This is a genomic window from Pseudomonas sp. MB-090624 (genome assembly GCF_003205245.1).
GTDB lineage: Bacteria > Pseudomonadota > Gammaproteobacteria > Pseudomonadales > Pseudomonadaceae > Aquipseudomonas > Aquipseudomonas juntendi.
Map to the genome: position 1 here is coordinate 58,664 of NZ_QJRK01000033.1, position 22,799 is coordinate 81,462.

Annotated in this window: 23 protein-coding genes and 2 pseudogenes; 14 read left to right on the forward strand and 11 right to left on the reverse strand. The window is 56.3% G+C overall.

The features are described from left to right. Positions 1 to 155 precede the first annotated feature (155 nt). A pseudogene (locus DMX12_RS30370) lies at positions 156 to 251 on the reverse strand (KGG domain-containing protein); the annotation flags it as partial. Between the two features lie 321 nt (positions 252 to 572). On the opposite strand from DMX12_RS30370, the gene DMX12_RS30025 reads away from it, so the two are divergent. Beyond that, a complete protein-coding gene (locus DMX12_RS30025) occupies positions 573 to 839 on the forward strand; it encodes a hypothetical protein (RefSeq protein WP_110679112.1) in 267 nt (88 codons plus the stop codon). A gap of 65 nt (positions 840 to 904) precedes the next feature. Here the strand turns inward: DMX12_RS30025 and DMX12_RS18615 are convergent, their stop codons facing one another. Genes DMX12_RS18615 through DMX12_RS18625 form a run of 3 tightly spaced genes read right to left on the reverse strand, consistent with a single transcriptional unit; the run spans position 905 to position 3,712 of the window. Then, a complete protein-coding gene (locus DMX12_RS18615; protein WP_110679113.1) occupies positions 905 to 2,230 on the reverse strand; it encodes an SDR family oxidoreductase in 1,326 nt (441 codons plus the stop codon). Positions 2,231 to 2,262: 32 nt separating this feature from the next. Further along, on the reverse strand, positions 2,263 to 2,496 hold the full coding sequence (locus tag DMX12_RS18620; protein ID WP_063422656.1) for a PLD nuclease N-terminal domain-containing protein: 234 nt from the start codon (positions 2,494 to 2,496) through the stop codon (positions 2,263 to 2,265). A gap of 13 nt (positions 2,497 to 2,509) precedes the next feature. Further along, positions 2,510 to 3,712 carry a zinc-dependent alcohol dehydrogenase gene (locus DMX12_RS18625; RefSeq protein WP_110679114.1) on the reverse strand — a complete coding sequence of 401 codons (1,203 nt, stop codon included), beginning with the start codon at positions 3,710 to 3,712 and terminating at the stop codon, positions 2,510 to 2,512. Positions 3,713 to 3,984: 272 nt separating this feature from the next. Here DMX12_RS18625 and DMX12_RS18630 point away from each other — a divergent pair, with 272 nt between their 5' ends. The 3 genes from DMX12_RS18630 (at position 3,985) to DMX12_RS18645 (ending at position 6,290) form a co-directional block, all read left to right on the forward strand. Further along, positions 3,985 to 4,866 (forward strand): manganese catalase family protein, encoded by an 882-nt coding sequence (locus tag DMX12_RS18630; RefSeq protein ID WP_110679115.1) that lies wholly within the window; start codon positions 3,985 to 3,987, stop codon positions 4,864 to 4,866. A gap of 275 nt (positions 4,867 to 5,141) precedes the next feature. Further along, on the forward strand, positions 5,142 to 5,642 hold the full coding sequence (locus tag DMX12_RS18640) for a ferritin-like domain-containing protein (protein ID WP_110679117.1): 501 nt from the start codon (positions 5,142 to 5,144) through the stop codon (positions 5,640 to 5,642). Positions 5,643 to 6,035: 393 nt separating this feature from the next. Then, a complete protein-coding gene (locus tag DMX12_RS18645) occupies positions 6,036 to 6,290 on the forward strand; it encodes a hypothetical protein (RefSeq protein ID WP_110679118.1) in 255 nt (84 codons plus the stop codon). An 11-nt stretch (positions 6,291 to 6,301) separates the two neighbouring features. Here DMX12_RS18645 and DMX12_RS18650 read toward each other — a convergent pair whose 3' ends face one another. From DMX12_RS18650 to DMX12_RS18680, 7 genes are all read right to left on the reverse strand, one after another. After that, on the reverse strand, positions 6,302 to 6,694 hold the full coding sequence (locus DMX12_RS18650; protein ID WP_110679119.1) for a heme-binding protein: 393 nt from the start codon (positions 6,692 to 6,694) through the stop codon (positions 6,302 to 6,304). Positions 6,695 to 6,756: 62 nt separating this feature from the next. Continuing rightward, positions 6,757 to 7,638, reverse strand: a complete 882-nt coding sequence (locus DMX12_RS18655; protein WP_110679120.1) for a carbohydrate porin — start codon at positions 7,636 to 7,638, stop codon at positions 6,757 to 6,759. A 121-nt stretch (positions 7,639 to 7,759) separates the two neighbouring features. After that, positions 7,760 to 8,995, reverse strand: coding sequence for an MFS transporter (locus DMX12_RS18660; RefSeq protein ID WP_256598927.1), 1,236 nt, complete (start codon positions 8,993 to 8,995; stop codon positions 7,760 to 7,762). A gap of 93 nt (positions 8,996 to 9,088) precedes the next feature. After that, a complete protein-coding gene (locus tag DMX12_RS18665) occupies positions 9,089 to 9,541 on the reverse strand; it encodes a GMC oxidoreductase (protein ID WP_232861710.1) in 453 nt (150 codons plus the stop codon). Between the two features lie 104 nt (positions 9,542 to 9,645). After that, a complete protein-coding gene (locus tag DMX12_RS18670; RefSeq protein ID WP_110679122.1) occupies positions 9,646 to 10,431 on the reverse strand; it encodes an NAD(P)-dependent oxidoreductase in 786 nt (261 codons plus the stop codon). Positions 10,432 to 10,454: 23 nt separating this feature from the next. Then, positions 10,455 to 11,645 (reverse strand): N-methyl-L-tryptophan oxidase, encoded by a 1,191-nt coding sequence (solA, locus tag DMX12_RS18675; RefSeq protein WP_110679123.1) that lies wholly within the window; start codon positions 11,643 to 11,645, stop codon positions 10,455 to 10,457. 172 nt (positions 11,646 to 11,817) lie between these two features. After that, positions 11,818 to 12,567 (reverse strand): FadR/GntR family transcriptional regulator, encoded by a 750-nt coding sequence (locus DMX12_RS18680; RefSeq protein WP_218277986.1) that lies wholly within the window; start codon positions 12,565 to 12,567, stop codon positions 11,818 to 11,820. A 250-nt stretch (positions 12,568 to 12,817) separates the two neighbouring features. Here DMX12_RS18680 and DMX12_RS18685 point away from each other — a divergent pair, with 250 nt between their 5' ends. From DMX12_RS18685 to DMX12_RS18730, 10 genes and pseudogenes are all read left to right on the forward strand, one after another. Next, the gene (locus DMX12_RS18685) at positions 12,818 to 14,896 is read left to right on the forward strand and encodes a hydantoinase/oxoprolinase family protein (protein WP_110679124.1); all 2,079 of its coding nucleotides are present in this window, start codon (positions 12,818 to 12,820) and stop codon (positions 14,894 to 14,896) included. Positions 14,897 to 14,907: 11 nt separating this feature from the next. Then, complete coding sequence (locus tag DMX12_RS18690; protein WP_110679125.1) at positions 14,908 to 16,551, forward strand: hydantoinase B/oxoprolinase family protein; 1,644 nt, start codon at positions 14,908 to 14,910, stop codon at positions 16,549 to 16,551. A gap of 28 nt (positions 16,552 to 16,579) precedes the next feature. Continuing rightward, a complete protein-coding gene (locus DMX12_RS18695; protein WP_110679126.1) occupies positions 16,580 to 17,875 on the forward strand; it encodes an alanine racemase in 1,296 nt (431 codons plus the stop codon). A 9-nt stretch (positions 17,876 to 17,884) separates the two neighbouring features. After that, positions 17,885 to 18,355, forward strand: coding sequence for a RidA family protein (locus DMX12_RS18700; RefSeq protein WP_110679127.1), 471 nt, complete (start codon positions 17,885 to 17,887; stop codon positions 18,353 to 18,355). Positions 18,356 to 18,392: 37 nt separating this feature from the next. Next, positions 18,393 to 19,061, forward strand: a complete 669-nt coding sequence (locus DMX12_RS18705) for an amino acid ABC transporter permease (RefSeq protein ID WP_110679128.1) — start codon at positions 18,393 to 18,395, stop codon at positions 19,059 to 19,061. A gap of 8 nt (positions 19,062 to 19,069) precedes the next feature. After that, positions 19,070 to 19,714 (forward strand): amino acid ABC transporter permease, encoded by a 645-nt coding sequence (locus DMX12_RS18710; protein ID WP_110679133.1) that lies wholly within the window; start codon positions 19,070 to 19,072, stop codon positions 19,712 to 19,714. Positions 19,715 to 19,772: 58 nt separating this feature from the next. Beyond that, positions 19,773 to 20,612, forward strand: coding sequence for a transporter substrate-binding domain-containing protein (locus DMX12_RS18715; protein ID WP_110679129.1), 840 nt, complete (start codon positions 19,773 to 19,775; stop codon positions 20,610 to 20,612). Between the two features lie 34 nt (positions 20,613 to 20,646). Then, positions 20,647 to 21,387: an amino acid ABC transporter ATP-binding protein gene (locus DMX12_RS18720; RefSeq protein ID WP_110679134.1), complete on the forward strand. Its 741-nt coding sequence runs from the start codon at positions 20,647 to 20,649 to the stop codon at positions 21,385 to 21,387. Between the two features lie 19 nt (positions 21,388 to 21,406). Then, on the forward strand, positions 21,407 to 22,225 hold the full coding sequence (locus DMX12_RS18725) for a transporter substrate-binding domain-containing protein (protein ID WP_218277987.1): 819 nt from the start codon (positions 21,407 to 21,409) through the stop codon (positions 22,223 to 22,225). Between the two features lie 59 nt (positions 22,226 to 22,284). After that, positions 22,285 to 22,799, forward strand: a pseudogene (locus tag DMX12_RS18730) (hypothetical protein); the annotation flags it as partial.

Consider the following 22,799-nt stretch of genomic DNA (forward strand, 5'->3'; position numbering starts at 1 on the left):
AAATTGCGCCTGCCCTTGCACAACCGCCGTTGGCAGCGCGTTTTTTGAGGGGGCGGAGATGTTGATCTGCATCGGCCGTTCGATAGAAAAGTGCAGGCGCAGCCATTGCCCCGGGACAATCACCGCCAAGAGATTTTCGCTAACGCGCCCGCAGCCTAGCTGTTTTGCCCGCCTTTGCGACCCGCCTCCGACGCTTTCTCGCGATCATTGGCAACATTGCCAAGTTTATTCTGAGCAGTTCCACCTTTCTGACACGACTGGTTTCGTTGTTAGTGATGATCTTTCATCTCATGTGTCATACAGGAGCGTGTGTGTCCAGCTCGGACGTCGGAGCGCAGGGTATTCACTCCGAGGTTTTTGGCCGAGGCCGGCGAGGCGCGGAAGAACAGGTGCAAGCGTGTGGCGTCATTAAGCTTTGTTCGCGAACGTTCGCGAAGGATGAAGCATTAAATGCGATCTATAGACGCCGACCCTTCAGCCACGCTATGGATGCATTAATGCCGCTGACATCTCTCTACTGAACCTTTTGAATGTTCGTGACTCAACCTTCCATCAGCGTGTGAGATCTACTGATGCGAACATTCGAGGAAAACCTCTCCGTCGCCCAATTGCTGAAGCTCAACTGTTTGGCAGCCTGGTACCGTGTGCTGGAAAATAGGGCCTTAAGAATGGACTCGCCTGACGACTATCACGAGGAGCTGCTTCGCAAGGCTGATGAAATGGATCGTAAAGGGATTATCTCTTGGCAGGAGTGGCGCGATCTTCGTCTGGACGCTGATGCTGCTTACCTCAGAGCGGTCGCAGGGGACGACTATCCCTCAAGAAGTGGATCTAGGTAGGGTAGTAGGCATGGACGTGGTCTGGCGAGACGCTCCGTCCATACCGAGCTGCAACTGCTGCTTTTCTAGTTTTTCCTGCGTCGTGAACAGGCGATCGTTAAGCCCGCGATGATTCCAAGCGCAGCTGCACCGATTAACAGTGGCGTTTTATCTTTTGATTTCCTCCACCCACCGTCGATACTTCTTCTGTCACTCGGAGGCTCAAACAGGTTGCCAGATGATGTTTCGGCTACGGGACTGCGATTTATCCCCCACCGCGTCACCCATCCAGACAACAAAGACATTCCTGGTACTAGATAGCTGGCCAAGTGTGCGAGGCGAGCAGCAGTGCCGACCGTTGTATGAGCGCGAGGGGAAATAGCACAGGCCACCATTGCCTTGGCTACCCGTTCGGGGTCGTAGATGGGGCCTGGTGGTGTCAGCGCGTGCCCGGTGTAGTTGCCGCCGTCTCGGAAGCCGGGTGTGTCCATGACTGCTGGATAGATGTCGCACACATGGATGTTTGGAAACTTGGTCAGCTCCCCGCGCAGCGCCTCGGTCAGTCCACGCAAACCGAACTTGCTCGCCGAATAAGCCGCTGCATAGGGCTGGGCCACCCAGCTGCCCAGCGACAGCGTGTTGATCAAAATGCCGCTACCTTGCGCTTTGAAGAAGGGAAGGGCGACGTAGGCGCCTCGCAGGTTGCCAATCAGATCGGTCTGGATAACCTGTTCGTGAGCTTCCAGAGGGGTATCATCGAAGCTTCCGACCGCCCCGACCCCGGCGTTGTTGACCCAGATATCGATCCGTCCATGGCCAAACGCTGAGGCCTGGGCGGCCAGCGCTTGAACCTGATCGCTGTGGGTGACGTCGGTGGTAACCGCTATGGCATCCGCACCACAATCGGTGCATTCATCCAGGACGTCAAATAATGCTTCTTCATCGCGGGCTGCGAGCACCAAGCGTGCGCCTTTGCAGGCAAAGGCGTGTGCGGCGGCGCGGCCTATGCCGCTGGATGCCCCTGTGATTACCACAACTTTGCCACGCAGCGGCCCCCTGACGGGATATCCACTATGGGGAGCTTCTTGCTCTGTGCCGTTGCTACGGTGTTCGAAGGGAGCGATGATTTCGTCGGCCTCGACCAGAGAGAGCTCAAGGGTGGTGCCATCGACCAGGGTCAAGGTCAGCCCTTCGACCGTACCTGCCTCTTTGTTTGGAAACACGGGTTCACCTTCAGCATCCAGGCTGTCGTAGATGAAGCGTGTACCTTCGAGCCATCCCACGGCGGTGAGAAGCTCGGGGCCTAGATAATATTTCCCGTCTTGAAAGAAGCCTGGAAACTGATGCGCTCGCTCCACGTTTTCAACCCGGTAGCGCTCACCTGATTTCATACCTGTCGCTTGATCGACCATTATGCAAACCTCTATAGTTGGGGCCTGGAATATCAGCCTTTGCTGTGCTCGTCGGAAGTGGGCCCAGTGCCTCGCTTGATGCCTCGCGGGCCAGCAACGCCCCATATCCCCAGGCCAACAAGCGGTAGGGCCACGATCAGCAGAGCCCAGGCCGCTTTCACGGCATCTGTCTTGTCGCTCCGGAACACGCTGACGATGGCCCACAGGTCGATGAGCAGAAGAATTGCCGCTACGGCAATCCAGAAGTAGCTGGCGAGATCGTTCATGACCTTATCTCCTCTACACGTAGTCAGGGCCCAGCGTCCCTGATGCCGCCCCTGGAACAAGGATCACCTTGCGACAGTTGTCCTCTTTCTGATCGAACATCTTGTAGCCCATGGCTGCCTCCTCTAAGGCAAGGCGGTGGGTGACGATTAGCTCGGGCTGGAGGCGTCCGGCTTCGATGTGTTCGAGTAGCTCGGGAAGGTACTTTTGGACATGTGTTTGTCCCATCTTGAAGGTCAGGCCTTTGTCGAATGCATCACCGAACATGAAGCCGTGAATGAACCCCGCATAGACGCCGGGCACGCTGACTATGCCGCCACGTCGCACAGCCGCGATGCTCTGGCGCAGAGCCTTTCCGCTGCTACCTTCCAGTTTCAAGGCCGTCATCACGGTTTCCGTAGTGCTGCCCTTGGCTTCAAACCCGACCGCATCGATGACCGCGTCTACGCCACGCATACCGGGTGTCTGACGAATGATGCTGTCGGCAGGATCGTCATCGTTTTCGAAGTTAATCGGGATGACGCCATAGGCTTCCTGGGCGTAGGCCAGGCGGTAGTCGTTGTCATCCACCATGAAGACGGTATCAGCGCCCAGCATCCGTGCGCAGGCTGCGCTCAGTAGCCCCACTGGCCCAGCGCCGTAGATCGCTACCGACGAACCTTGGCCGATCTCGGCATTGATGACCGCTTGCCAAGCGGTGGGAAGGATGTCGGAGAGGAACAACACTTTGTCGTCAGCGAGGGTGGTCGGCACTTTGAACGGCCCGACGTTACCTTTGGGTACCCTGACATAGTCGGCCTGGCCTCCAGGGATGCCGCCATACAGATGGCTGTACCCAAACAGCGCTGCGCCTGGGGGAATGCCCTTTTTGTTGATGATCGATCCGCGACCGGTGTTTGTGGTTTCGCAGGCGGCAAACAGATCGTGCTGGCAGAAAAAGCAACTACCGCAGGCAATCACAAACGGGATCACTACACGGTCGCCAACCTGCAGGTTCGTTACGTCTCTGCCGACGTCTTCGACGATGCCCATGAACTCGTGGCCGAAGATGTCGCCGTGTTCGGTTTCCGGGATTTTGCCGCGATACAGGTGCAGGTCAGAACCGCAGATTGCGGTTGCAGTAACCCGAAGGATTACATCGTCCGCCTCAATGATGGTGGGATCCGGGACGGTATCGACCCTGACATCGTTTGCTCCGTGGTAGGTCAGTGCGCGCATGGTGCTTTCTCCTGCATCAGGTTCAGAGGTTATGCAGGGGAAGCCATGCACAGTAACAAAGTTCAGACAAACTGATTCAGTGGTTAACTTAGGCGCTAACTGTTGGGGTGAGGTTATTTTTAGATTTTTATAAAACTCGTCTTGAACCTTTTCAACTTTTCCTTTCGTCCTGAAAACGCGTGGTGCGTTAGCACGTATCGAGCGCAACTTGCTCCCATCCATAGACGGCGCGCATTTATATGAGCGCTTGATCAGCCCGCGAGGAGAAAAACATGTTTATTCACAATAAGCGCTTGCAATATACGGTGCGCGTCGCTCAGCCCAATCCCGGCCTTGCAAATTTGCTTCTGGAGCAGTTTGGCGGCGCTCAGGGTGAGCTTGCCGCTGCGAGTCGTTACTTCACCCAAGCGCTCGCCGAGGATGATCCAGGCCGCAAAGACCTGCTGATGGACATCGCGACCGAGGAGCTGAGTCACCTGGAGATTGTAGGTTCGATCATCGTGATGCTTAACAAGGGTGCCAAGGGCCGACTTGCTGAGGGCGTCGAAGAGGAGGGAGAGCTGTACCGAGCCATTAATGGGGCCGGTAACGATTGCCACATTACCAGCATCCTCTACGGTGCCGGTGCTCCGCTTACCAACTCGGCAGGGGTGCCATGGAGCGCGGCCTATGTGGACACCATCGGCGAACCGACGGCTGATTTCCGCTCCAATATCGCTGCCGAAGCGCGGGCGAAGATCGTGTACGAGCGCCTGATGAACGTGACGGACGACCCTGGCGTGAAAGAAGCGCTGGGTTTCTTGATGACACGAGAAATCGCCCACCAGCTTTCCTTCGAAAAAGCACTGCACGCCATTCAGCCCAACTTCCCCCAGGGCAAGCTCCCTGGCATGCCGGAGTTCACCAACAAGTATTTCAACATGTCCGGTGAGCCGAATGTGCGCGGCCCTTGGAATCAAGGCGAGGAGTGGGAGTACGTCGAGAATCCCTCGGCTGCCGTTGACGGCGGAGATGGCACCGCTTCGGTGGAACTGACCGCTCCTGATCTGGCGGTTTTGGAAGCCATGAAACTGCGGACAATATCCGATCCAGCCAGCAACCCGGTCACCGGCGCGGATCTTGGCTCGGGCTTGGTCAACGGTAAAGATGACTGATTGAAGGTGGGCCTATGAGCACTTCGAGAAGAAGGAATAAGGCTCAGGCTGGCATCGGCTTCGAGCATTTGATGAGCGAGGCGGTGGCAGAGTTTGAGTCCGATTCGCGTCTGGCTTGCCGAGCGATGCGAGTAAAGATGGCGATAGGCATATTTGGCGTTGGCTCGCTGCTGCCCAACGATCTGCCCCAGAAGCGTCCCACTGAGTCCTTACACGAGAGTCTGGTAAGCCACACCCTGCAGTGAAATCGATTTTCACACCCAAGGAGAATGATGATGGTTGCTCGCAAGACAGTTGAAGATCTGTTCATCCATGAGCTTTCGGATGTGTACAGCGCTGAGAAGCAGATCACCAAAGCATTGCCGCGCCTGGCTCGGGCATCTACCAACCCACTGTTGGCTGATGCGTTTACCTCACACCTGGCGGAAACCCAGGGGCAGATAGAGCGCATTGACCAGTTGGTGGAGTCGGCTGGATTGAAACTCAAGCGGATGAAGTGCGTAGCCATGGAGGGTCTGGTTGAGGAAAGCAAAGAGCTGCTGGATGAAATCGAGAAGGGGGCAGTGCTCGATGCGGCGCTCATCGGGGCATGCCAGAAGGTTGAGCACTACGAAATTGCCAGCTACGGCACCCTGATTGGTATGGCCAAGCACTTGGGAATGAAAGAGGCCGCCTCGCTGTTGGCAAACACGCTCGCAGAAGAAAAAGCCGCTGACGAGAAACTATCCGCGATTGCCGAAGAGGGCGGCAATCAAGCAGCGACGCTCGAGAAGTGAGTCTTTGTAGCCCGGCTTTCGCCGGGCTACTCGACAGGCGGTGTGCGCGTGAATGTGGTGTCTGATTCCGGGCTTGAAGACATGCATTCCATGAGCCTCTCCCGGGCTTGGGGCAGCACTCGGGGATACGCTGGGCTCGGGTATAGCCAGAAGAGTGAAACTCCGCCACGTAGTTCAGATGGTCAATTAAAAGGACAGCTGAGGGCAAACAGGCGCGGTGATATCCAACACCTTCTCAGATGGAGAAGGAAAATTGTACAAGAAAATTATTTTGTATCGGAAATCAGGCCAGTTGTCCGATACCCATATTTGTCCCCGCCACGGTCATTTAAGCGCTGTCGTGTTTTGCTATGGTTGGGTTTCCGTATAAGACTAAAGTCGTAGGAGGGCGGCATGCGTATTCGTGGTGATGTTTTTTGGGATTGGGCGGATCCAGTGCTTCATCATCGCAGCCACGAGGAGCTCGATGACGGCACGACTATTGATGTTCAGGTCAGGCTCTCGCGCACAGGTCAGACGCAAATGTTCATCGGCGTGTACGCAGGATGTGGAATGGCGCTGCATGAAGAAGCTTTCGAGTCCCGCCCCGGCGAGTCAATGACCCGGGCATTAGCCTGGGGGGTTGGTCGAGCAAGGCGTCTGTCTTAGCGTTTAGTTTCTTACGCCCGGCCAGTAGCTTCGAGAGCGATAACCTGGTCTACCTCTGAGGGAGCCCCTGAAATTCCTAGGCCGCCGATGACCTTCCCTGACTCATCGTAGATAACCACACCACCAGCAAAGCCAATCAACCCGTCATTTGTTGCTTCAAGCGTGTAGGTGGAACCGCCCGGGCGCGCTTGTTCACCAAGGAGAACGCTGTCCGTACGGAAGAGCGCCGCGGTTCGTGCTTTTTTGACGGCGATGTCTATCGCACCGGGTATGGTATCCTCCATCCGGAAGAAGGCAACTGGCAACGCAGACGCATCTACGATCGAAATGCAAACGTTGTAGCCTTCACGCCGGGCAATTTCCTGGCTGCGTTGAAGGATGTTCTGAGCAATGGATTCAAGCATTTAATGACCACCGTTGTTGACGAGTTTTCATTTCGACTGTCAGTTTGAGCTGGGTGGGTGGTTTATTCCCACCAGTATTCGACCTGCAGGCCGAAGTTGCTGCCGTGGCGAGCGCTGTTAAATGCCCCGGATGAAGATAAAGCCGAGTCCTCATCCATTTGGTCAGCCGCCAACTGTGCAGCACGATTCCATTTTGCATAGGTGTAGTAGAGACGTATTTCCGGGCGATCCCAGAACCCCGGGCCTTTTGGAGACCATGTCGGAGCGAATGTGATTTTGCTCAGCTTACGGGTGCCGTCTGAAGCCTTAACTTGATCGTGCCCCACTTCGGCGACGAGTTTGAATTGGTCAGAGATGGCGTAGACAGGTCTAGCTCCCACCGAAATCCAGTCTTGCTTCTCACCACCATCACGATAGTCGCGTTGCGTTACCACCTGGAATTGTCCACCGAAGCGAGGTGTGACCTGCCAATCGAAGTAATCCAGCAATCGCCAGCTACGGTTACTGCGATTCAGTTCCACATCTCCGGTTGTACCCAGATTCGTTCCAGGGCCCTGACCATGCTGGAGAGCAATGGTGTTTGCGTTGCCGCCAAGAACGTTGCTCTGGCGATGCTGTACCGTGACGGCCCAGCCGCTGTGACTATCGCCGCGCTTCGGATCCTCGATGTAGCTGAGGCCGAACATGCCTTCGACACTGAGCACCGATCCATCTTCCAGAGTGGCAAGGTCGTGGCGAGCACCGAATTCTGCGTACTGTTCACATTCATTGCCTAGACGGTACTTAGTAGGTGCACCTGGTAGCTGGAAGCAAGATTGATTGCCCCCGGATGTCGAGCCGCCAATACCGCTACGTAAATATCCGTTGAGCTCAAATGCATCTGCAGCTAAAGGTGATAATAAGCTGAATGCAGCCGAAAGCCCTAGCTTCTTGCTATGGAGCATGTGTGTGTCCTTTATTGTTCGATTTATGCAGGTGACAAACGTTTCGAGGCTTTGCTCAACTATTGTTGCTTAGAGTGTTGCGAAGTAAGCAGGGCTGTCCTAAGCGGGCAGCCCTGAAATATCAGCTCACTTTTTGTTCGCTGAGGAGGTGAAAGGATTCGCTGGAGGAGCGGCCGTGCTTCATCAGTACAGGCCCAAATACAGCAAGTGGTATGAGCAGAACAATTGGGAAGTAGAGCAGCTTATCGATACCAAAAGTACTAGCGACCAAGGCAATCGCAGCAGGCCCGAGAAGCATGCCTGAGTAGCCAATACAGTTGACGATCCCGATGTTGCGACCGGCATTTGCTGGATCTTTTCGGCCTGCGCTGGACAGCATCAAAGGAGCGATACTTGCCAGACCAAAGCCAAACATAGCAAAGCCTGCCAGTCCGGCGGTCTCGGTATTGATCACGACGATCAAGATCAAACCCGAAATGGCGATTACAGCGCTTAAGAATACCAGTCGAACTGCTCCTATAAGAGCAGCCAGGCGGTCGCCAATGAGTCGACCAATGAACTGGGCCCCAATGAAGACCGAGACGGCAACCCCAGCATCTGCGGCGGTGACCCCCAGAACACGACGTCTGTATTCTTGGCCCCAGTCAGCAACAGCACCTTCTCCAACCATACTACCGAGCAACAGTATGCCGAAGCCCAACATCAATGCGATCACGCCCAAGGAAGCAGAGCTAGCAGGCTGGGTGTCTTTAGCGTTCACCGGTTCCTCGGGTACCACCTCATGCCGGTCGAGCATGAAGACACCGGAAATGATGCCAATTACAAGCAGTAGTCCACCCAGGACTGTGAATGGGACGGCGGCGCTTTCTGTATAACGTGCAGCGAACCCACTACCTACCATTCCGAGAACAAAGCCACCCAATGAGTAAGCTGCATGGAAAGTGGTCATGATAGACCGCTGGTAGAAGCGCTCTACTTGGACGCCATGTGTGTTGTACGCCGTGTCCGCCGCACCACGTAGCAGCCCAAGGATGACACCGAAGGATAACGCGAAGTAGACGTCGGTGGTGTAGCCCATAGGGATGATCGAGAGGGGATATGCAACTGCGGTCGTTAGGAGAACTTTTTTAGCTCCAAACCTGTCCAGGAACATACCGACGATGAACGAGCCAATCGCGCTACCTACGCCAATACCAAATGCGATCATTCCAAAGTTGGCATCGCCTAGATCACCGTTCAGTCCCATGTGGTGACGAAATGCTGAAACGCCAGTCGACCAGATGTACATCATTGCCCCGAGAATCATGAAGCCTGCAAAGGTGGCGATGCGGGCTCGTCGAATTCGAGGGGGTGACAAGGCTACTGTTTATTTTATTCATTTTTTAACAAGTTCCTGTCCTGCGTGATTCAAAGTGTTATCTAGTCGCGCGGAGTAGATGACACCTTATTGTCAAAATTTATCAGCGATCCTTAGTGCGTTCGCCGCAATGGTCAGTGCAGGATTGACTGCTGCTGAAGACGGGAACGATGAACTATCAACTATCCATACGTTGTCGAGGTCATGCATCTTGCAGTTGCGATCTAGTACGCTTTTAGCTGGGTCTGTACCCATGACCGCTGTTCCGCATTGATGCGAATTTGTTGCAATCCCCATGCGCTCGGTTAGTACGACGGGGAAGCCTGCTTTTTTCATGATTGCTGTAGTTTTTTCAACCAGCTGCTCGTGGGCGCTGAGATTATTCGGCGTCCAATACACCTTAATGGAATCACGTTCTTCGTCATAAACAACGCGATTATCTTGCGTTGGAATATCTTCAGATGTCAGATAAAGGTCAACACTATGGCCAGTAATGAATCGCGAGATGATTGTGGATGAGGGGAGGGCGCTATTGAGCGAGGTCACCCAAGTTTTTCATTATGGCTTCAAGTGAGGTTTCGAGGATGTGGCCTCACTTGAATCCGGTCAGTCAAGCCCTGTCATGCTCCGATTTAACGGCGCGTATATGGTTAGGGTCTGACGAAGATTCCGCCCTGGAAGCGCATCACGACGTTATCGGGGTCAGGCTGAGGATCAGCCTCCAGGATTTCATCGCGGTAGTCGTCGGCGCTGTCCTGCGGCTGGTAGCCGAGGTGCTTGGCATAAGTGTTATCCCAGAAACTGGCAGCGTTGTTCGACGACCCGAAGACGATGGTGTGCCCGACCCGTGGTGCGGTCAGGCTCTTATCCACGAGCTGCAGCATGTCCGCGAACGACAGCCACGACAGCAGGTGCCGGCGATTGCTGGGCTTCTCTTCGCATGATCCGATGCGAATCGAGACGGTTTCCAGGCCGTGCTTGTCCCAGTACATCTGGGCCATACCCTCGCCGAAGATCTTAGCAACGCCGTAGTTCGAGTCCGGACGAGTAAGATCGCGAGAGTCGATGACTTCAGTCTGCTCGTAGAAACCGACAGCGTGAACTGAGCTCGCGAAAATGATGCGCTTCACGTCAGCCTTTCTTGCGGCTTCGTAGAGATGGTAAAAGCCCAGGATATTCACCCGGCAGATGTCTTCGAAGTGGCCCTCTTTCGACAGCCCGCCGAAGTGGACGATCGCGTCCATGCCCGCCACCAGCTCATTGATCTTGCTCGTATCCGCGAGGTCGGCCTGGAATAGTTCTTCGTTCGGCGCCGGATTGAGGAGGGGGGCGATATCCGTGGAGCGCAACACCTTCACTTTCGGCGCCAGGTACTGGCGAAGTTGGGTTCCGAGTAGGCCGGCAGCACCGGTGAGCAATACGCGATCATAGTTCATGACTGTACCTATATGTACTGGGTTCAAATGAAGCGCTTGAGTGTGAAGGCGCTGAGGTCGATTTGACTCTTGCCGTTGTAGAGTCGCTGAGCGACCGCTTCGCCAATCGCTGCGGAGTGCTTGAAGCCATGGCCGGAGCAGGCGGACACCACGAAAACACCGGGGATGTGCGGGTGATCGTCGATGATGAAGCCGTTGTCGGGAGTATTGGTGTATAGGCAGGAGCCTGCATCCATCACTTTGCGAAGAACACCATTCATATTTGGGCCAACGTGCTTGTCGTAGAAGTCCAGGGACTCTTCGATTGCGACACTCTTGTCCATGCCTTCATGGTCGATGTCCGGGGTGTCACGGCTGGCTACCATCTTGATCCCTTCGGCAGGTTCCATGATAGGGAAGCCGGTGAAGTAATCCTCGAGCCTGTCGGTCACGAACCAGATGAAGACTGGCATATTGTCGAACTTACTTGCGTCTTCGACGGCGTACCAGTGGAGCACTTGGCGGGTCACGGTCAAAAGCTTGTCAAACGGGGCGCCCAGCAAATTTCTACTCCAGGCGCCGGCGCAGGCGACAACTTTCCGTGCGCGGACGGTGGAGCCGTCAGAGGTCGAGACATGGACAATGCCGTCGCGGTGCTCAAGAGCAGTGACGATGGTGTTGGTACGGATATGGGCGCCAAGCTCGGCGGCCAGGTCGAGCTGTGTCTTGATCAGTGCCTCAGGGCGCATGTAACCGGAGTTCGGCTCCAGATACCCTCGGTCGGTATCACGGAAGGCTTTGAACTCGGGGTAGCGCTGACGAAGAGCAGCGGCGTCCAGGATTTCGTGAGGGATGTTGAATTGCTCTGCCATCTTGATGCTCGACTCCAGGAAGTCCTGGGCGCCGTGCAGCGGGGTCGCGCCGAGCATTGGGGAGCCGACGATCAGCGTCCCCGATTTGATCAGCAGCGGCTCGCCAGTTTCTCGCTCAAGCTCCTCGAGAATGCGGTGAGAGCGCTGGGCAAGCGGAACATAGGCGGGGCCTTCACCTACTGCTTCCCGTGTGACACGCGAACCACCATGGCTGGAGCCATTCGTGTGCGGTGGTACGAAACGGTCGATGCCAATTGTCGAAGCCCCTAGCTTGGCGCTCTGGTAAAGAGCTGCGGCGCCCATTGCGCCTAAACCCACAACCGCGACGTCATACACAATGGTTTCACCACTACTGTTCAGCATTACCTGGATTCCTCGTAGAGCGACTGGGCTGGCAGGATTGCCCAAGTGAAGGTAGAGGAGAGCCATGCATGCCGTGCAGTGAATCTGATCTCCCTTTACTGCGCGGGAGGAAGGGCGGCCCAGGCGACTTTGTTCTTGTTAGGTATGATGACTCTCCTTGAGTGATAATATCTCATGCGCTTTCCGCGTCAAGACCATCAGCCTCTTCTGGGCTTCGATCACCCATTGCCAGGCCGCGATAAAGCATCTGGCTCTTGCCCAAATGCGCCCGAACAGCCGCTCGCGCACCCTCGATATCACCGTCGCTGATCGCTTGGCAGATGGCTTTGTGCTCCGCAATCGACTTGTGCAGGTAGCTTGGAGTAATCAGGCCACGCTCCTTGGTTCCGGCGAGCGTTCGGCGGGGCAGGATAGCCAGGCCCAGGCGGTCAAAGAACTCAAGGAAGGCAGAGTTGTTGGTCGCTTCTGAGATAGAGCGGTGAAACGTCCAGTCCGCCGTTTCAGTCGGCTCGCCTTTGGCCAACAGCTCCGCGAAGGCGTCGGCAGCCTGCCAAATCTTTGCCTCTTGAGCCCAGGAGCGGCGGGCTGCGGCGAGACCGGCTGCATGGATTTCAACGGCCATGCGCAGCTCCAAGGTGTCTAGCATCGAGGCTGACTCGAACATCGCTCCCATCACTTGGGGTTCGACAGAGGAGGGTTGGTTGGACACGAAGTAGCCCACGCCGTGCTTGGCCTCTAATAAGCCATCAGCCCGCAGAGCAGCAACCGCCTCGCGAATCACCGTCCGACTTACCCCGAACTCAACGGCCAAAGCCTTCTCGGTCGGGAGTTTTTCTCCCACCTTGAGCGGCCCATCAACGATGCGTTGGCGTAGGGCTTGCTCAGTACGGAGGGTCAGGTTGTTGATTTTTTTCTCACTCAAGGTAGGCCTCATAAGGTGGTGTGCTGCTATGTGATCATAACACATGGCATAAGGTCGGTATCTGACACGTGGCGACCTGAAGAGTGTTCTAAAAACGACTAGGAGATCATAATTTCATGTCGACGTGTTGACAGGAGATATGATCACTTCCAGTATCGAGATCAACCGGTCAGCAGTGTGACTCGTTGGCGGGGACAGGCAAAAGCACCTTCCGGGAACATTTTTCCCGGCCAAACCAGGGTTGACTCGCATGAATAGTGATAAGGCTCGTGTAGGCGTCGACATCGGTGGCACCTTCACCGACGTGGCGCTGGAAAAAGATCGAGTGCTGTACTCGACGAAGGTTCTGACTAACTACACCTCTCCTGAATCGGCAATCGTCGAGGGGATCGCAATCGTCCTGGCACAGGCCAATATTGGCTTTGCTGACCTCGGATCCATCATTCACGGTACGACGCTCGCAACCAATGCGCTGATCGAGCGTCGTGGCGCCCAAACCGCGTTCATCACCACCAAGGGTTTCCGTGACGTCATCGAGATGCGCACGGAGAACCGTTTCGAACTTTACGACCTCGACATCGTGCTGCCGGCAGCCCTGATTGAGCGCCATGACCGCTACGTTGTCAGTGAGCGTGTAGGTGCCTCGGGCGAGGTAGTGCTCGAGCTCGACCAGGCCGAAGTAGACCGTGTCATTCTGGATATTAAAGAAGGCGGCTATGAGAGCGTTGCCATCGGCCTGATGCACTCCTACCTGAACCCGGCTCATGAGATTGCGATCCGTGAGCGTGTGCAGGCGCTTGCGCCGGAGCTGTCAGTATCCATCTCCAGCGAAGTCTCCCCACAGATCCGCGAGTTCCAGCGCTTCAATACCGTATGTGCCAACGCCTACGTGAAGCCGCTGATGTCGTCCTACCTGAATCGCCTGGTAGGCCGCCTGAAGAGCGAAGGCGCGTTGTGCCCGGTCTTCATGATCCACTCCGGTGGCGGCATCATCACCGTCGAGAGCGCTGCTGAGTTCCCTGTGCGCCTTCTCGAGTCCGGCCCTGCGGGTGGCGCCATTTTTGCGGCGACCATTGCTCGCCAGTATGGCCTCGACCAGGTCATCTCCTACGACATGGGCGGCACTACTGCCAAGATTTGCCTGATCGATGACCAAGCACCGAAAACCGCCAAGACCTTCGAGGTTGCTCGTACCTACCGGTTCAAGAAAGGCAGCGGTATGCCTATCTCGATCCCGGTAATCGAAATGGTTGAAATTGGTGCAGGCGGTGGTTCCATCGCCTCGGTAGATAGCATGCGTCAGATCCGGGTCGGCCCGCACAGTGCCGGTTCCGAGCCAGGGCCTGCTTGCTACGGTCGTGGCGGCGCCAAGCCTACCGTTTCCGACGCTGACCTGATCCTGGGTCGCCTTGACGCCGACAACTTCGCAGGCGGCGCAATGGTGCTTTCGACTGCCAGGGCTTTGGGGGCCGTCGAGACCGAAATTGGTGCAACCCTCGGCATCAACAACGAAGCGGCGGCGTTCGGCATCTGTGAAGTGGTCGACGAGAGCATGTCCAACGCGGCGCGTATGCACGCCGTGGAAAATGGCAAGGAGCTCAGCGAGTACACCATGATCGCGTTCGGCGGCGCTGCTCCTCTGCACGCCTCGCGGTTGTGCGAGAAGCTGGGTATCAAGAACCTGATCATCCCACCAGGGGCAGGTGTTGGTTCGGCAATCGGCTTCCTGCGTGCACCTATCGCTTTCGAATCCGTACGTAGTGCTTACACCCGCTTCGACCGTTTCGACGCCGTGAAGATCAATGCCGTCGTGACTGAGCTGAAGGACGAAGCAACTCGCTTCGTGCTAGCAGCCGATGCGAACGCCAAAATCTCGCTGGAGCTCACTGCCTACGTCCGATACGTCGGCCAGGGCTGGGAAATCCCCGTCGCTGTACCGGTGAAAACTTACAGCGCTGCAGACAAGTCGCTGCTCAAAGGGGCCTTCGAGCAGGCCTACACCAACTTCTTCGGTCGTGCCATCGACGGTCTGGATGCCGAAATCATCAGCTGGTCGCTCAGGGCTTCGTCCCCTGTGCAGGACGTAGCGCGTTCGCAATGGGTCGAGACCACTCAGCCTGTGCATGCGAGCAAGTCTCGTGAAGCATTCGATGCACAACGCGGTGAGTTCGTAACTGCAGTTGTTGTGGAGCGTTCCGAGCTGACGGCAGGTTCGCGAGTTTCGGGGCCGGCCATCATCGCCGAGCGTGAGACCACCACGATTGTTTCGTCCAGTTACGACGCCATCATGCAAAACGATGGCTGTATCCTGGTTCAGGCCAAAGGTTGAGGAGTGTGAGCATGAAACTGCAGCAAGATGCCGTAGCACAAATGCGCTACCAGATCATGTGGAACCGCCTGATCTCGGTAGTGGAAGAGCAGGCCCTCACTCTCGTCCGCACGGCGTTCAGTACCAGTGTTCGCGAGGCCGGTGACCTCTCTGCCGGCGTGTTCAACCGCGCCGGTGATATGGTCGCCCAGGCAGTTACCGGCACCCCTGGTCACGTCAACGCGATGGGTGAAGCTGTTGGACACTTCATACGTGAGATCGGTGAGTCGAACATCTTCGAAGGTGACGTATACATCACCAACGACCCTTGGAAGGGCACTGGCCACCTGCACGACTTCACCGTCGTTAGCCCAGCCTTCCGTAACGGTGGTCTGATCGGTTACTTCGCCTGTACCGCCCACGTGGTGGACATCGGTGGTCGTGGTTTCGGCCCCGATGCTTCGGAAGTATACGAGGAAGGCCTCTTCGTACCGATCATGAAGTTCGCCGAGCGTGGCGTGGTGAACAAAGACCTGATCAACATCGTGCGCAACAACGTACGTGAGAACGAGCAAGTCGTCGGCGACCTGTACTCCCTGGCTGCCTGTAACGAAGTGGGCCAGCGCCGTCTGCTGGAAATGCTCGACGAGTTCAGCATCAGCGACATTGAGGACTTGTCGACCTTCATCTTCGAGCGCTCCTACGAAGCTACCGTCGAGCGTATCGCTAAGTTGCCACAAGGTGAGTACAGCAACTCGCTCACCGTAGATGGCTACGACAAGAACGTCACCCTGGCCGTAAAGCTGACTGTCAACAACGACAACATCGTTGCCGACTTCGCCGGCACCTCTGGCCCGAGCCCGCTGGGCATCAACGTACCGCTGATCTACACCACGGCTTACGCTGCCTACGGCCTTAAGTGCGCACTCGCACCTGAAATCCCGAACAACGCGGCATCGCTGAAGCCATTCCTGGTCACCGCGCCGACCGACTGCATCCTCAACGCCCAGCGTCCTGCGGCGGTGGCTGTGCGTCACGTCCTGGGTCACTTCGTCCCAGATACCGTTCTAGGGGCAATTCACCAGTTCTTGCCGGACGTTGTTCCAGCCGAAGGTGCGGGCGCCCTATGGAACATTCACCTCAGCGTTCGCCCTGCGAATGGCGCGGTAGCGGATGGGATCACCCGTCATCGCTCCGAGATCCTGATGTTCAACAGCGGCGGTTCCGGTGCTCGCCCGAGCCTGGACGGCCTGAACGCCACCGCATTCCCGAGCGGCGTTCACAGCATGTCCGTCGAGGCCAGTGAGCACACCGGGCCGGTGATCGTGTGGCGTAAAGAGCTGCGTGATGGCTCGGGTGGCGATGGCAAGCGTCGTGGAGGTCTGGGCCAGGTGGTCGAAATCGCTCCGCTCGACGGCCATGAGTTCCATTTCAACGCGATGTTCGACCGTGTAGCAAACCCTGCCCGTGGTCGTAACGGCGGTAGCGATGGTGAGCCTGGCAAGGCCCGCCTGGATGACGGCAGCCAGGTCAACACCAAAGGCCGGCAGTTCGTACCAGCAGGCCGTCGCCTGATCATCGAGTTGCCAGGCGGTGGTGGTTACGGTGCCCCGGCAGAACGCCTTGAATCCGACCGTCTCAGTGATCGTCGCAACCAGTACACCGTCGAGAAGTAATACCACGGTTGGAAAGAGGGAGCAGGGAATGAAAGCGAGCGAGCAGGTGGTATTGGGATCGGGTTATCGGGGCGTCCCGCCTGGTGTGTCGGAAATCACCAAGTCGGCCTTCGAGGCAAAAGGGTGGCACCCAGCAGGGGGACAGATGTCTCTGCCGGTGCTCTCCCTGGACAAGAATATTTTCTACAACAACGTCCAGGTCATGCATCAGATTGCCCGTGCATTCGATGCTCAGTTGGCGCCGCACGGCAAAACTCCGATGTCACCTGCCATCGCGCAGATGATGGTCGCTGCTGGCTCCTGGGGCGTATCGGTTGCTGACATGCGTCAAGCGAGCGTGATGCTGGAAAGCGGGATCGAGCGGGTGCTGTTGGCGAATGAGATTGGTGGGCGTGCAGCTGTTGCCCGTCTGCTCGATCTGATCAAGCGCTACCCCACCAGCGAGATCGCCCTTTTCGTGGATAGCGCAGAGTTCTTTGAGGCTTTAGAGGCCGCATGGATTGAGCAAGAGATGGATGCGTCACTCGGCTTGCTCATCGATATCGGCTGCGGACGGGGTGGGGTAGAGGATCCCGTCGTAGCAGAGCGCCTGATTCAGCGCATCGGTCGGACTCGTGCACCAGGTATCCAATGCATTGGCGTAGCGGCCTATGAAGGCACTGCCATGCGAGAGACGCAGGAAGAAACGGAGGCTGTTCTCAAGGAGCTCTTTGATCGCGTGGCAAGTGCGTTCAAGGCTCTGCGAGAGTCCGTAGGTGATGAGCGCAAGCTGATCCTCTCGGCAGGCGGCTCCACGTTCTTCGACTATGTGATTCGCATGTCGGGGCCCATCGTGGAAAACGACCCCAATGCCTTCCTCCTGCTTCGAAGCGGCGCGTGCTACTTCAGCGATAACGGTCGGATCCGTCAGCGCCTCATGAAGATAGCTGACAGGGGCTTACTCGGCCAAGCCGTTTCCCAGGTTATCAGGGGGGCGTTCCATCCCGCATTGCGCCTGTGGGCTGAAGTGATCTCCCAGAACAGCGATAACCAAGCCATCTGTGGACTGGGCCTGCGTGACGCTTCGCACGACCAAGGGCTACCTGTCCCTCTCCAGCTGTGGCGCGATGGCACTGCGATCAGCCTGCTCGAGGGCATTGCCGAAACCACCAAGCTCAACGATCAGCATTCATTTGTTCAGCTGACTGGCGTGGAAGTGAAAGTCGGCGATGTCATCGAGTTCGGTATCCGCCACCCCTGCACCTGCATTGATAAACATGCGCTGGTCTTCGGCCTAGGTAGCAAAAACACCGTCGACACCGTTTATCAAACTTATTTTGGATAGGTGACACCTATGTCTGAAGTCGAAGTTCGTATGAAGTCTCGCGGCATTGTGCTGCCCGGCGTCTCCCGTCCGCGTGCCAATTATGTGCCCGTTACTGAGGCCAATAACATCCTCTACGTTTCTGGCCAAGTGCCTCGTATGGAAGGCGTGGATCTGTATGTAGGCCGGGTCGGCGAAGTGATCTGCGCCGATGAAGCCAAAGACGCCGCTCGCGTGTGCGCCTTGAACATCATTGCCCAGCTCAGGGCGTACCTGGGCGGTGATCTGGATCGAGTTAAAAGCTGCGTGCGGGTTCGCGGCTATGTCAACGCGGTTCCGGACTTCACCTCTCACGCTGCAGTGATCAATGGTGCTTCTGACCTGATCGTGGAAGTATTCGGTGATCGTGGGCGCCATTCTCGTACAGCCATCGGTGTAGGCTCCCTGCCTCACGGCTTTGCTGTGGAAGTAGATGCGGAGTTCGAGCTGGCTGACGAGTAATAGGGTGGCGTGATGCCAGGTCGTATGGGGAATCGCTATGGGTTACCAATTTGATTTCAGTGTCGTGTGGGAATCGTGGCGGATGCTGTTGGACGGCACGCTTTCCACCTTGTATCTGACCGGAGTGTCGGCTGTGCTGTCGCTGATCTTGGGCGTGGTGCTGATGCTGATGCGCCGCCAGAAGAAGGGTGTTGCACGTGTAGTCGCCAAGGTGTTCATCGAGGTGGTTCGCAACACGCCATTCTTGGTGCAGCTGTTGTTCGTGTTCTTCGGTTTGCCGGCATTGGGCATCAAGTTCTCGGTCGAGGGCGCAGCCATCATGGCCCTAACCATCAACACAGGTGCCTACATCGCAGAAACACTGCGAGCCGGTGTTGCAGCATTGCCGAAAGGGCAAGTGGAAGCAGGAAAGGCATTGGGGATGTCGTCGTTCAATGTCTTCTTTGATGTGGTGCTCAAGCCGAGCCTGAGGATGGTTTATCCGGCGCTATCTAGCCAGTTTGTCTTGATGATGCTGACTACCAGCGTGGTGGTTTCTATCTCGCAGGCCGAACTCACCTACACCGCACAGATGATCGAGTCGTCGTCTTTCCGGAGCTTTGAAGTGTACCTGGTTGTGACAGGTATCTACCTTGCGCTGTCGCTCGTTGTCTCCCTGCTCCTGAAGGCGTTCGGCAAGTTCTACTTTTCCTACCCGGTGAGGTGATCGAAGTGATCAGAGATATCGGTATTAATGACTTCTTCCTCCTCTGGGAGGGCCTGAAGTGGACGGTGATGCTCTCCGTGATCGCTTTCATCGGCGGTGGTGTAGGTGGCCTTGCAATTGCGCTCTGTCGTACCTCGCAGCTCAAGGTTCTGAACTGGATTTCGGGAATCTACATCGAAGTGTTTCAAGGAACGCCGCTGCTCCTGCAGTTGTTCGTTGTTTATTACGGTGTTGCTCTGTTGAACCTCGACATCAGCGCCTGGCTAGCAGCGGCAATCGGGCTGACGCTTCATGCCAGTGCCTATCTGGCTGAGATCTGGCGTGGCTGCATCCAGGCGATACCGCTGGGGCAACATGAGGCTGCGCGAGCCCTGGGGTTGTCCACTGTTCATCGTTCACTGGACGTGATCCTGCCCCAGGCTTTCAAAATCTCGCTACCTCCGACCGTTGGCTTCTTGGTCGGCCTGATTAAGGGGACGTCTTTGACCGCGATCATTGGTTTCACTGAACTGACTCGAGCTGGACAAGTGGTATCCAACAATACCTTTCAACCACTTGTCGTCTTCGCAATCGTAGGGACTTTGTACTTCTGCATTTGCTGGCCGTTGTCTCTCTGGAGCGACCGACTCGAGAGGAAAACATCTCTAGCTTGAACTTCTTTTGCTGCCTTGTTTTCCCGAAAAAAACTCACAATTCAAAGGATACAAGCAAATGAAAAGCACCACTCGCCCGTCGCTCAACGCGTGCAAAAAAGCTGCTGCAGGGGTTTTCAGCCTTGCCCTACTGTTCAGCGCCGTTCAAGCTCAGGCTCGCTCCGTCGATGAGATCAAATCGTCGGGCACCATGACCTTCGGCATCGTTACCGACCAGGTTCCCTTTGGCTTCATCAACGACAAAGGGGATAACGATGGCTACGACATCGAACTGACCCGCATGATGGCGGCTGAGTTGGGTGTGAAGCCAAAATATGTCGCCGTCACCGCAGCGAACCGTATCCCGCTGCTTCTCACCGGGAAGGTTGACATGCTGGTCTGCGTCCTGGGGATGTACCCTGACCGTGCCAAGGTCGTGCAGTATCTGAAGCCCTACGCAGCCATCCAGACCACGCTCTACGCCCAAAAGAGCCTCGCGATTCCTGACGTCGCCTCGCTCAGCGGCCACACAATTGCTGTGCCACGTGCCAGCTCCATCGATAAGCAAGTCAGTGACATCGCCCCGAAAGACGCCACCGTGCGCCGCTTCGACGACGACGCGTCCTCCGTCCAAGCGCTGCTGTCCGGCCAAGCCGACATGCTAGGTGGCTACAGCCACTACTTCGCGGCCATCGACCGCGCGAAGCCTAATACCTACGAGGGCAAGTTGACCCTCTCTACCGAGTATCTGGGCATTGCGGTGAAGCCTGCCGACAAGTCATTGGTGGCATGGGGGGATGACTTCCTGACCCGCCACGAGGCCGACCAGTCGCTCAATACACTCTACAAAAAATGGTTCGCCACTGACCGTCCAGCCATGCCTGAAAGCCTGCCAGGAATTTCCTATGCAACCAAATAAGAGCATTGCTCACGGTTTAGAACTGGAGTTCGGTATGTCCCAAAAAGCGATTGAAGTCTGTGGGATCGACAAGTTCTACGGAGAGCACCATGTCCTGAAGGGCATCAATCTGTCTATCGAGCATGGTGAACACATCGTGCTGTGTGGCCCTTCGGGCTCCGGCAAGTCGACGCTGATCCGCTGCATCAACTACCTGGAAGAAATTCAGGAAGGGGTCATCAGGGTCAATGGCGTAGAGCTGGATAAGAAAGGCAAAAATGCCGATCTAGTCCGTAGGGAAGTCGGCATGGTCTTCCAGCAGTTCAACCTGTTTCCCCACCTGACGGTGTTGGAGAACTGCATTCTGGCCCAGAAGCGAGTCAAGCGCCGCACCGCCAAGCAGGCGGAAGAGGTCGCTCTGCACTTCCTCGACAAGGTCAGGATCGTCGAGCACAAGCACAAGTACCCAGCACAACTTTCCGGTGGTCAGCAGCAGCGCGTGGCCATCGCCCGCGCCTTGTGCATGGATCCCAAGATCATGCTGTTCGATGAGCCGACCTCGGCGCTCGACCCTGAGATGGTCAAGGAAGTGCTCGACACCATGGTCTCGCTGGCAGAGGAGGGGATCACCATGATCTGCGTAACCCACGAGATGGGTTTTGCCCGCGCCGTGGCCCACCGGGTGATTTTCATGGACGGTGGACAGATCGTAGAGTCGGCTCGTCCCGATATCTTCTTCACGAAGCCGGAGCACCCACGCTCGCAGGCCTTCCTCAGCCAGATTCTGAGTCATTAATCGACCGAGGAGATCGGAAATGTCTTCACCACTTCACATGTTTGCAGTAGCTCTGTCGCTGTCGTTTTGTTCGTTCATGAGCTATGCGGCAAGTCCAAATGAGATCAAGGAAAACGGTGTTGTGGTGATTGGCTGCCAGGAGGATCAGTACCCCTGGGGGTTCATCAACGACAAGGGACAACCCGATGGCCATGACATCGAGATCGCCAAACTGATCGCCAAGGAGCTGGGCGTTGAACTTCAGCTTGTGAGAATCACGGCCCAGAACCGCATTCCGATGCTGCTCACGCATCGGATCGACTTCCTGGTGCCAGGTATGTCGATCACGCCGGAGCGAGCGAAGGTGATTCAATACACGCTTCCTTACTCGAGCAATGAGGTCACCGTCTTCGCGCCAGGGACATCGGAAATCTCGGGCATGAAAGATCTCGCCGGGAAGACGGTGGGCGTAGCCAGGGGAAGCATCTTCGACACCCTGCTAACGCAGCAGGCCCCACCGAATGCATCGATTCGGCGTTTTGATGATGACGCATCGACCGTGCAGGCACTCGCATCAGGACAAGTCGAGGCTATCCTAGGAAGCTTCACCTATGGGCTTGCTCTCAGCACGGGACGGAGCGGTCGATTTGAGGACAAGTTTTCTGTGGCGGACAATTATCTGGCGATGGCTGTGCGCAAGGAGGACAAAGCGATGCTAGATTGGCTGAATAAATTTGTGCAGCGCAAAAAGGCCGATGGAGAGCTTGCCGCTATTTATTCCAAATGGATGAAGGGAAGCCTCCCAATGCTCCCCGAAAGAATGGATGGGATCGATTTCGGCTCTAATAGACACCACTAGATTGATGTCGCTACTTCGACGAGTCGGGTAATTCAGACCTAGACACATCCAAGGCTGGGATCTCTGGCTTCTTCGTGGTTTGCTTCATCCTTGTGTCTGAGAGAGACCTGCAGGCGGCCTACCAGCGGGCAGAGGAGCTTCGCCGGCAGCATTTCCAGTTAGGCGAAATAAAGTCGAGTAAGGTGCGAGTGAGGGGTGCTGATCGGCGTGTTCGTATCCTTACCGGCTTGTCGAAGATTCCGATCAAGCTCTCTTTCGTCGTCGTTGACAAGGGGCGCATCTACAAATACGGAGGCCTGCAGTTCAAGACCTCGTTCGTGAAGCACATCAACGGATTACTCTACCGGTGGCTTTTTAGGAACTGCCGCAATCTAGAGATGACTGTGGATGAGTATGGCGGCGTCGAGTTTCAGGAGAGCCTGAAGGCATACGTCCAAGATCGCTACGGCGTAAGCGTCCGGCGAACTCACCTTCCGAACTCCAGCATTAAGGGCGATGGTGTCCGCGTATTTTTAAGCGGACGCGATCACCCTTATCGCCAGGATTTCCATGCGCCAACGAAGCTCTTATCCGA